The sequence below is a fragment of the Siphonobacter sp. genome (genome assembly GCF_048595215.1).
In the GTDB taxonomy this organism is placed as follows: Bacteria; Bacteroidota; Bacteroidia; order Cytophagales; family Spirosomataceae; genus Siphonobacter.
In genome coordinates, this window is the sequence record NZ_JBMDWJ010000142.1 from 1 (window position 1) to 10,103 (window position 10,103).

The 10,103-nt window shown below is 48.4% G+C and carries 11 protein-coding genes; 6 read left to right on the forward strand and 5 right to left on the reverse strand.

Annotated elements, in window-relative coordinates; translation table 11 throughout:
* The 3 genes from ACOJTG_RS08150 to ACOJTG_RS08160 form a co-directional block, all read left to right on the forward strand.
* Positions 1-900 (forward strand): alpha-E domain-containing protein (locus ACOJTG_RS08150; RefSeq protein ID WP_420153355.1); only part of this gene is annotated, 900 nt, incomplete at its 5' end.
* Positions 890-1,753 carry a transglutaminase family protein gene (locus ACOJTG_RS08155; RefSeq protein WP_420153356.1) on the forward strand — a complete coding sequence of 288 codons (864 nt, stop codon included), beginning with the start codon at positions 890-892 and terminating at the stop codon, positions 1,751-1,753. The genes ACOJTG_RS08150 and ACOJTG_RS08155, both read left to right, overlap by 11 nt.
* Before the next feature lie 330 nt (positions 1,754-2,083).
* Positions 2,084-3,016 carry a homoserine kinase gene (locus ACOJTG_RS08160; RefSeq protein ID WP_420153357.1) on the forward strand — a complete coding sequence of 311 codons (933 nt, stop codon included), beginning with the start codon at positions 2,084-2,086 and terminating at the stop codon, positions 3,014-3,016.
* A gap of 74 nt (positions 3,017-3,090) precedes the next feature.
* Here the strand turns inward: ACOJTG_RS08160 and ACOJTG_RS08165 are convergent, their stop codons facing one another.
* Positions 3,091-4,110, reverse strand: a complete 1,020-nt coding sequence (locus tag ACOJTG_RS08165) for an SDR family NAD(P)-dependent oxidoreductase (RefSeq protein ID WP_420153358.1) — start codon at positions 4,108-4,110, stop codon at positions 3,091-3,093.
* 144 nt (positions 4,111-4,254) lie between these two features.
* Here ACOJTG_RS08165 and ACOJTG_RS08170 point away from each other — a divergent pair, with 144 nt between their 5' ends.
* Positions 4,255-5,055 (forward strand): TerC family protein, encoded by an 801-nt coding sequence (locus ACOJTG_RS08170; protein WP_420153359.1) that lies wholly within the window; start codon positions 4,255-4,257, stop codon positions 5,053-5,055.
* Between the two features lie 3 nt (positions 5,056-5,058).
* On the opposite strand, the gene ACOJTG_RS08175 is transcribed toward ACOJTG_RS08170, so the two are convergent.
* Together ACOJTG_RS08175 and ACOJTG_RS08180 are read right to left on the reverse strand one after the other, a co-directional pair.
* Positions 5,059-5,238: a hypothetical protein gene (locus tag ACOJTG_RS08175; RefSeq protein WP_420153360.1), complete on the reverse strand. Its 180-nt coding sequence runs from the start codon at positions 5,236-5,238 to the stop codon at positions 5,059-5,061.
* 4 nt (positions 5,239-5,242) lie between these two features.
* Positions 5,243-6,421 carry an MFS transporter gene (locus ACOJTG_RS08180; RefSeq protein WP_420153361.1) on the reverse strand — a complete coding sequence of 393 codons (1,179 nt, stop codon included), beginning with the start codon at positions 6,419-6,421 and terminating at the stop codon, positions 5,243-5,245.
* A gap of 133 nt (positions 6,422-6,554) precedes the next feature.
* Between ACOJTG_RS08180 and ACOJTG_RS08185 the strand changes: the two genes are divergently transcribed.
* Complete coding sequence (locus ACOJTG_RS08185; RefSeq protein ID WP_420153362.1) at positions 6,555-7,763, forward strand: ATP-grasp domain-containing protein; 1,209 nt, start codon at positions 6,555-6,557, stop codon at positions 7,761-7,763.
* Between the two features lie 204 nt (positions 7,764-7,967).
* On the forward strand, positions 7,968-8,219 hold the full coding sequence (locus tag ACOJTG_RS08190; RefSeq protein WP_420153363.1) for a hypothetical protein: 252 nt from the start codon (positions 7,968-7,970) through the stop codon (positions 8,217-8,219).
* Positions 8,220-8,257: 38 nt separating this feature from the next.
* On the opposite strand, the gene ACOJTG_RS08195 is transcribed toward ACOJTG_RS08190, so the two are convergent.
* Together ACOJTG_RS08195 and ACOJTG_RS08200 are read right to left on the reverse strand one after the other, a co-directional pair.
* Positions 8,258-9,556, reverse strand: a complete 1,299-nt coding sequence (locus ACOJTG_RS08195) for a hemolysin family protein (RefSeq protein WP_420153364.1) — start codon at positions 9,554-9,556, stop codon at positions 8,258-8,260.
* A 315-nt stretch (positions 9,557-9,871) separates the two neighbouring features.
* The coding region (locus tag ACOJTG_RS08200; protein ID WP_420153365.1) for a hypothetical protein at positions 9,872-10,103 on the reverse strand (232 nt) is incomplete at its 5' end.

Below are 10,103 nucleotides of genomic sequence, written 5' to 3' on the forward strand. Positions count from 1 at the left end.
GAGCACATTGAAATCCTGCTCAAGACCGTATCCCGGCTGATTCGAATTGAGCCCGGTTTTTCGAACGAAAACCCGGAATCATACAAGCATCCGTTTGCGATTATCACGGACAGCATTGCCAACGAGGCTAAACGCGGTACGATCGCTTCGACGATTGACTCGTTCCTGAAGGCCATGATTGTCGTACGCGAACGCTGGAATCAGGTAACCTGGCGTACCATCGACGTGATCGAAAATATTGCCCAGAAACTCAAGCAGATTCAGCCCAAACAGAATCCAAACGACATTCAGAATACCCTGAATACGCTGCAATACAGCCTGTTCACATTCTATGGAATTGTCAGTGAATCGTTACCGCGAAACAACGGTTTCTTACTGTTTGAGACGGGCAAACTGATAGAACGCATTTTGTCCAAGATTGTGATCATGCGTTCCATCTTCAGTGCCCGAACCGAACGGTTTATTGAGCACGAACTCATTGAAGCCACGTTGATGAACCATTTTGCTCTGGTAAATTACCGTTCGGCCTACAAGTCCAATTACGAGATGGAATACATGCTGGATATGGTTCTGCTGGACAAACAGGTGCCTTCCTCACTAGCGTACCTGCTACAGGCCCTCGAACAGACCATTGCTCAGTTGCCCCATGCTTCCGAGCGGTTGAATGATGCTCAGAAAGCCGTATTGCGAGCTTCCACCCAGATTCAACTCATCGATGTAGCCGAGCTGAGTACCGTGAGTGGCGACGCCATGCCCTACGAAAAGCTGGATCAACTGCTAGCGGAAGTATACGGATTGATTTTGTCGGTATCGGATTTTACGGCTAATCTGTACTTTAATCATACCGCTACGCAGCATTCGATTACGGAAACGATAATGGACCTTGAAAATGAATTATAAACTGGTTCATCAAACGCAGTATACGTATACGGGTAATGTGAATAACTATCACGGCATTGCCTGCCTGATGCCGAAGATTTCACCGCGTCAGAATTGTACAAATTTCGCTTTACAGATTACGCCGATGCCCGATGAGATTAGTCAGCGGACGGACTACTTTGGGAATACCCTGCACCACTTTTCCATCCATCAGCCACATACCCAATTGACCGTGCTGGCGACGAGTATGATCGAAACCCGCTCATCAATCATTACCGATTTATTCATGACCAATCGGGAGGTGAAAGATCAGTTACGGACGAATCATGCACTGAAAACGCAGTTGCTGGAATACATGATTCCGAGTTCGTTTGTGCAGTGGGACGAAGAAATACGTAGCTTCGGGGCCGATTGTTTTTCTGAAAATCAGTCCTTTTACCAAAGTGCCCGGCAGCTCTGTCATAAAATTTACACGGAATTTAAATACGTCTCGGGTTTTACGACGATCCATACGCCGCTCAAAACCGTGCTGAAAGAACGGAAGGGAGTCTGTCAGGATTTTTCCCATCTGGCCATTGCCTGTTTCCGCAGTCTGGGTTTTGCGGCCCGGTACATCAGCGGTTATCTGGAAACGCAGCCCCCGCCGGGTAAAACCAAACTACAGGGTTCGGATGCCACGCACGCCTGGGTTTCAGTATACGCTCCGGGTGTAGGCTGGTGCGATTTTGATCCTACCAATGATTTAGTACCGCAGGAAAAGCACATCACCACCGCCTGGGGTCGAGATTTCGGGGACGTCTCCCCGCTAAGGGGAATCGTTTTCAGTACGGGAAAACAGACGTTTAAAGTAGGCGTGGATGTAATTCCGGTTTGATACGGTTTGAAGTTGATAAAAGTTTAAGGTTTGATGGAGTTTGAGGTTTGAAAAGGGCTTGAGATTTAATGTGATTTGAATGTGGTTTGATTAGGTTTAAAAGGTCTAAAGGTTGAGGCTAGTATTACGATGAATTGATTTAGACCTTAAATCCGTTGAAACGGCCTTAAACTTTTTTAAATCTCAAACCGTATCAAACCATTTCAAACCTTGAACTCCCTCAAACTCTATCAAACTCCCCCAAACCTTTCCCATACCTTTGTTTGAAGTTTCTCACCCTCTATCTTTGGGACGGCTCGCGTTGAAAAGGCCGTTTTGCTCAATTACTTCATGGAATCCATCAAAGTCTTCGCTCCGGCGACCGTAGCCAACGTGGCCTGCGGATTTGACATTTTCGGTTTTGCCGTCGATAATCCCGGCGATGAGATTATTCTCCGCAAAAAGGTTACACCCGGCCTGGAAATCGTAAAAATTGAAGGCGATCAGGGACGATTGTCACTCGATCCGGAAAAAAATACGGCCTGTATTTCGATGCTGGCGTACCTCAAGCATCTCAATGCCAATCAGGGAATTAGTATCGAGTTACGGAAAAAAATGCCGCTGGGTAGCGGTTTAGGCTCTTCGGCTGCGAGTTCCGTAGCGGGCGTATTCGCTTTGAATGAACTCATGGGACGCCCCATGGAGCAGATTGATTTATTACCTTTCGCGATGGAAGGAGAGCGGTTTGCCAGTGGTACGCCTCACGCCGATAACGTGGCTCCGAGTTTGCTGGGTGGTTTTATTGCCATTCGCAGCTACGAACCCAAACTCGACGTGGTGAAGATTGATACCCCCGCCGAGCTTTTTGCGACCATCGTTCATCCACAAATTGAGGTGAATACCAGAGACGCCCGGAATATCCTCCGGAAAGAAACGTCGCTGAAAAATACCATTACCCAGATGGGTAATGTAGCTGGACTGGTAGCCGGACTGATGAAGGGTGATTATGGCCTGATTTCCCGCAGTCTGGTTGATGTGATCATTGAACCCGTACGTTCCATTCTAATTCCGGGTTTTGATGAGGTCAAACACGCCGCTATCGAAGCGGGGGCTCTGGGTTGTAGTATCTCGGGAGCGGGTCCATCCATGTTTGCCCTGAGCAAAGATCGGGATACGGCTAAAAAAGTAGGAGAGGCGATGCAGCGAGCTTTTGCCAGCGTACAAATTGAAAGTGAAATTTACGTTTCCAGCATCAACCAAAACGGTCCGGTTGTAATTGGCTAACGAATCGATAAGGTGTACAAAAAAGGAGAAACGGGTTTACCGTTTCTCCTTTTTCATGAGCTAAAAGCTAGCTTCTAAAACTCATTATTTTCTACAGCGGCTTCATCGGTAGGCTGGGTTATGCCATTGTGCGTAACCTTCGACTCTACTTCGTACCCATGCTTGCGGGGATTGGCCGCTTCGGGTACGGGCTGGGGCAAAAATCGGTTGGTAATACCAAAGAGGTCGGCTGCCAACTCCGGGAACAGATGATCTAAAGCAGCCAGCAGTTTGGCGGGTACACTCACCGTTAGTTCCGCTCTTCCTTGCTTCAAGGCTTCAATGATCTGTTGGGCGGCATTTTCCGCACTGACCGTGAGCAAGGGGAGTGAATCCGCGATTTTAAACCAGGCGTACTCTTTCTGATGTTCACCTTTCACGATGGCATGCCGTGGACTACCCGTACGCATCAATCCCGGATATACGGTCGTGACGTGAATACCTTGATGCAGTAGTTCCGTACGTAACCCTTTGGAAAGCCCACTCAGGGCAAACTTACTGGCCGAGTAGGGCAGTAGATGCGGTACCGCCACTTTTCCACCAATAGATGAAATATTAACGATACGCCCTTCCTGACGGGCCTTCATGTGCGGCAATACGGCTCGAATCGCATGGAGTGGACCGAAGAAATGAGTTTCCATGGCTTCGTCGTATTCCTGAAGCGTCATATTGTCTACCGGGCCAATCTGAATGATACCCGCGTTGTTGATGAGTACATCGATGCGACCGTAGTAGTTGAGACTTTCTTCAATCATATCCTCTACTTCGGCAGGATTTGTCATGTCACAGACAATGGAAATGACTTCTGCTCCCAGTTCGGCAATCGATTCTTCGGCTTGTTGAAGTTCGTCGGCATCACGAGCGACTAAGATGAGTTTGGCCTGCTGAGTGGCTAATTGTCGTGCCAGTACCAGGCCAAGGCCCCGCGAACCTCCCGTAATGAGTACTACTTTATTGCGAACGTCGAAACGTCGGCTATAGCGTACCAACTGGCGGGCCGCCCATACAAGACCCACGCCCAGGGCCAGAGAGAATAAACGAGATTTGCGTGCCATGTATAAATTCAAGGTTGATGTCCATTCCCTAAATGAAAAATCCATTCCAAACCTAAATTGTACCGACAGTACCATATCTTGCTGCTGGAATAAAGCTTTTAATGAAACTTCGTCCCCAATCATACTATTACATTCATCTGAATCATGGAATTTCCGAACCTGGCCGAACCGGCCGTATTGATTAGTCTTCTGACCTTATCGTTTTTGGAAATCGTACTTGGGGTAGATAATATCATCTTTATCTCCATCATTGTCGACAAACTCCAACGGGCTCAGCAAAAGCAGGCCCGAACGATCGGTCTGTTACTGGCAATGGTATTTCGGATTATTCTCCTCTTTGGAATTACTTCTCTACTACGACTCACGACCCCACTGTTTGAAGTGCCGTTTATTTATGAACATGGCACGACTGACCCCGTGGGAATCAGCTGGAAAGACCTGATTTTGTTGGGTGGAGGATTATTTCTGGTGGGGAAAAGTACGCTCGAAATTCACCATAAATTACAAGCGTCGGCGGAGTCTTCTTTAGGGGCTGCCAAGTATTCCAGTCTGATGGCGACGATCGTTCAGATCGTAATCGTCGATGCCGTCTTTTCGATTGACAGTATCCTGACGGCTGTAGGCCTAGTGGAGAATGTTTGGATTATGATCATCGCCGTAGTCATCTCCATGGGCATCATGCTGGCCTTTTCGGGCATCATTGCCGATTTCATCAACCGAAATCCGACTTTGCAGATACTCGCTCTGTCCTTTCTCATTGCCATCGGAATCATGCTCGTGGCCGAATCCTTTCACCAGGAAGTCAACAAAGCGTATCTGTACGTAGCGATGGCCTTCTCTCTTACGGTCGAGCTGATCAACATGCGGCTACGGAAGAATACGGAGATGGTCCGGCTGAATGATCAGGAAATGCCGGATTACGCCGATACGGGGGAGAAAGAATAAGACCTAAGCCGAAAGGCCGTACTTGCGGCGAATCGGATTGATGAGGAATTTCTTTTGGACCGTAAAACTATCGGGATGAACTTGTTCAAATAGTTGCTCCCACTCTTTAAAACGCTCAGGTTCAGCTTGCTGAAAGGCCTGGGCGTTTATTTTTTTCTGGGTAAGATATTCCGTGAAAGTCATAAGGTTACATCGTCAGGGCGGGTGATTTGCGGAAGGTAAGGTAGACTAATGCTCCGGAGGTAATCACGCTGCAAATCAGGAAATTGATCTGATAACTGTTTCGTAAATGATTGTGTAGCCAGCCCGAGGTTAAAGCTCCGATCCCAATGCCTACTTCCAGAGCGATATAGGTAGTAGCTACGGCCCGACCTCGGTACAGAGGATTCGCCAAATCGACGGTCCAGGCCTGTAAAGCCGGCGTGTTCAGTCCCCAGGGAACGCCGAAGAGAAAGGCCATGGCCAGTACCATGTACAGATTATCGGCAAAGGCTAGTCCTAACATGGCGATAACCTGTACCAGAATCGACATCCGTAATACTTTAACGCGACCAAAGCGGTCGGAGGCTTTCCCCGCCACCAGCCGAATCAGCAGTGACGAAATGGTGTAGGTCATGAAAAACAGACCTTTGTTATAAATGCCTACCGAAAGTGATAAATCCGGACCGATGGTAAGAATCAGGCCGATCGCGTAGCTACTGAGCAACATCACCACCGCGGGAGCCAGTACGCGGGGTTCAAAGATTTCGTTTTTCTTGATGAGTAGCAATCGCGGTGAAAAGCGTTGCCGCCGTTCGAGGGTTTCTTTCAAATTCGTCAGAATACCAATCGACAGAAAAGCAAACAGCGACGAAACGTAAAACATGGTATCAATCGAAAACGCCGCCGTTAGCCAGCTGCCCAGCGGTGGTCCCGCCGACATGCCGATACTCGCCGAAATACCGAGCATACTCAGGGCTTCACCCCGCCGGTCCTCGGGCATGACATCCGCTACATACGCCGAGGTAGCCGTGGGCTTAAAACCCGTCGAAAAGCCGTGAAAGAGCCGCAATAGTAAGAAGGCATATACACTACTCATGAAGGGGTACAGTAACCCACAGACAAAGCACACCAGTGACCCGAAGGCCATAATGGGCACCCGACCCACCGTATCAGTTAATTTTCCCGAAAAAGGTCTTGAAACCCCGGCCGTAAGCGTAAACAAACTGATGACCAAACCCACGTATTCACGGCCGCCTAAGGCAGAAAGATAGCCCGGTAACTCGGGAATCATCATGTTGAAGCTGGCGGTAAAAAGGAAGTTACTGGCACACAGAAGCCAAAATTGGAAGCTATAGATACTCGATTGACCGGGGCTGGAATCCATACCGCAAAGGTAACCGAAATGGCCAAGGCCGAGAAGCCTGACTAGGGTTTTTTAGGGAATCGATACGGTTTTTAGCTAAAGTCAGTATCTTCAAGGAGCCGCATTTCAGCAAAACCTCAATCCCTTATTCCGTATGCCTTTCTCCTTTCTTTGTATTGCTACGTATTTTAAAGGAAACGAATTTTTAAAGTCTTGCAAGGAAGCCGGAAATACGGTGTATCTGCTGACGGAGAAAAAACTCGAACACAAACCCTGGATTCGCTCTCACATCGACGAACTATTTTTTGTGGAAACACCCGATCAGGGAGTATTGGATCTGAATGAGACGGCGAAGGGACTAGCGTATGCTCTTCGAAATCGCAAGATTGACCGGATCGTAGCTCTGGATGATTTCGATGTCGAAAAAGGAGCTTTTTTTCGGGAAACTTTTCGTCTGCCGGGTATGGGGCAAACCATCGCCCGGTACTTTCGGGATAAGCTGGCGATGCGAATGAAAGCCGCCGAAGCGGGCTTGCGAGTACCGGCGTTTTCGGCTTTATTCAACGATGCGGAAGTCAATGCCTTTGCGGATTCTGTCACCTTTCCCGTTGTCGTAAAACCCCGGGGCGAAGCCTCTGCCGCGGGCATTCGAAAAGTCTGGAACAAGGATGAACTCTGGCAGGTCATCCATAGCCTGGGCGATCGGCGACACGAATTTCTCGTCGAACAATTTAAGCCCGGCCACGTCTACCACGTCGATGCACTGACGTATAAGGGCAAAGTACTCTTCAACTGGGTCAGTCAATACCTGAGTACACCGATGGAGGTTGCTCACGGGGGAGGCATCTTCCGCTCCGTCACCACCCCCTTTGGTTCTGCCGAAGAAAAGGCCCTGCGAGCCTTCAACGAAAAACTACTAACGGCGTTTGGATTGGAGTACTCAGCCAGTCATTCCGAATTCATTCAATGCCACGAAGACGGTGAATTTTACTTTCTCGAAACGGCATGCAGGGTAGGGGGAGCCCATCTGGCCGAAATGGTGGAAGCCGCCAGTGGTATTAACCTATGGCGGGAATGGGCCCGCATTGAAACGGCTACGGCTGCGGGTACCACGTACGAATTACCTGAATTGAAGCCTACTTATTCCGGAATTATCATTTCATTAGCCCGGGAGCAGTGGCCGGATATGAATGGTTACGTAGCTTCCGAAATCTGGTGGCGAATGCGGGAAGAATACCATATAGGCCTGATCGTACAGAGTGAAAACCACGATCGGATTCTGCAAGTACTGGATGCGTACACCGCAAAAATCTACGCGGAAGTACACGCCTCGGCTCCCGTTCGGGATACCCCTACCCACTAAGCGTACTTTACCAAAAAGGCAGACATTCCTACCAAATAACGGGTAAAAGAGGTGGTTAATAGAAAAGGCTCAGCTCAAGATAAGACGTTTATGGTTATTCGTATTAGAATTGACCTACACACCTTTAGCTAGAAAAAGTATACTCCTTAAGCGTACGTATCTTTTTTAGAAAAGCCTATTTTATACATCCAACCACTTGAAAAAATGAGTTCTGCTTTACTTACTACACCAGGAAGTGACATTCCTGCGAATGCTTTCTTTTTTGATGGAAATCTATGGTTCGGTATAGTGGATTCGCAGGAACGATTAGCTGAACTGGAAACGTATTATCCCACTAAAAAATACCTACAGGCCCGTCTGTATTCGGGAGGAGGCATTACGGCATATCCCTGCTTCGGATTTAAGGGAGAAGGAATGTCGCTGGAAGCTTTTTTGAATACTACCGGCACCTATTAAGAAACGGTAGGAATTGTCCAGGGGCTGAAACCTAGGTTTCAGCCCCTTTCATTTTTTCGCTCTGAATCTTCTTCTGTAACTAAGATCTTATCAATCCGTTGACCGTCCATGTCTACTACTTCGAAGGTCAGGTTATCCCATTTGATGTGATCGCCCTCCACGGGAATGCGGCGGAGGTGATGAAGCATAAAACCGGCGACCGTTGAGAAGTCTTCTTCCAAGAAATCACGAATATCCCGGCGGCCTAAGCGACTGAGAAAGTCAATGAAAGGCATCTGAGCTTCTACCAAAAACGAACCATCTTCTCGCTCCACAAAGGTGAAATCAACCACTTCGGCATCGGGCATATGACCGACGATGGCTTCGAATATATCATTCACTGTTACCATGCCCTGTAGCACACCGTACTCATCCACAATGAAGCCGTGGTGTACCTTTGACTTACGGAATTCATCCAGCACCTGATACGCCGAAATATTCTCTGGTAAGAATAAAGGTTTATGAATGAGGGTTTTCAGCGGAGTATCGGGTGTAGCCAAGTACAAATCTTTGACCGTAATCACGCCGACCATCCGGTCCAGCGACTTGTCCCCAACGGGGTAAACGGAGTGACGTTCGAGTTCGATTTTCTTTCGCAACTGCTCGACGTTATCGTGCAGATCAATCCAGGCCAGATCGCTGCGGTGGGTCATCAGCGAAACAATATGGCGATCGCTGACATTAAACACGTTCTCCACGATTTCCTGCTCGATTTCATCGATGGTACCCTGCTCCAGCCCTTCATTAACAATGGCCTTGATTTCTTCCTCGGTTACCATGCTGTCATCACCCCGGCGAATGCCCAGTACTTTGACGATTAGATTGGTAGACGTAGACAGTAACCAAATGAACGGATAGGTTATACGGGAGAGGACGGACATGGGCAAAGCCAAGGTCTTAGAGATGCTTTCCGCTCGGGTGAGTCCAATCCGTTTGGGGACCAATTCCCCGATGACTAAGGTAAAGTACGTGATCATCAGTAGCAGCAACGCCCGGGCGACGGTACTGGCGTACGGGGCCACAAACGCAAATTGCTGAAGCCACAGCGATAAATCGCCTTCCAGCTTTTCGCCGGAATAGATACCCGTCAGGATACCAATCAGCGTAATACCAATCTGTACAGTTGAAAGAAACGTGTCAGGAGCTTCGGCGAGCTGAAGGGCGTGCCGGGCTTGTTTATCACCGCGTTCGGCGTCGTTTTTCAAGCGTATTTTCCGGGCAGAAACCAGAGCAATTTCTGCCATTGAAAAAACACCGTTAAGTAAAATCAGGAGAAATAAAATAAGTAGTTCGGTCATGGATGAGCCGGAAAGTTCAGGCCAAATATCCGCTAAAAAACATTGCCAGATGCATTTTAGGGTAGAATGGTTGAAAAAGTTTAAGGTTGGAAGCGTTGGCCGTTTGAATGGTTTAACGCTTCAAGGATTTCGGCAGGTTGAAGCCTTACTTAGCAAGCGATGAAACATCCTCAATGCAAGACCCTTAGTTTAGGCTTTTTCGGCGTGGAATGAAAGCAGTTAGCCCACTACAAAATTCTCATTTCGGGAATTTGGTAGTGGGCTAATCAGAGCTTCGGGATTCCGTCCGACTTGCCCTTTCAGGACCCGAATTCGTTACTGAATTTCATTGCGTACAAAGGCTTCCCAAAGAATCTCCGCCGGGTGCAGAGCGATACGGCCCGTTCCATCCTTAATCTGGTGGCGACAACTGGTTCCGGGAGCGGCAATGGTCACTTCTTCGGGTTGGTTACGAACGGTTGGGAAAAGGACCAATTCTCCAATTTGCATCGAAACCTCGTAATGTTTGGCTTCGTAGCCAAAGCTACCCGCCATGCCGCAGCAACCC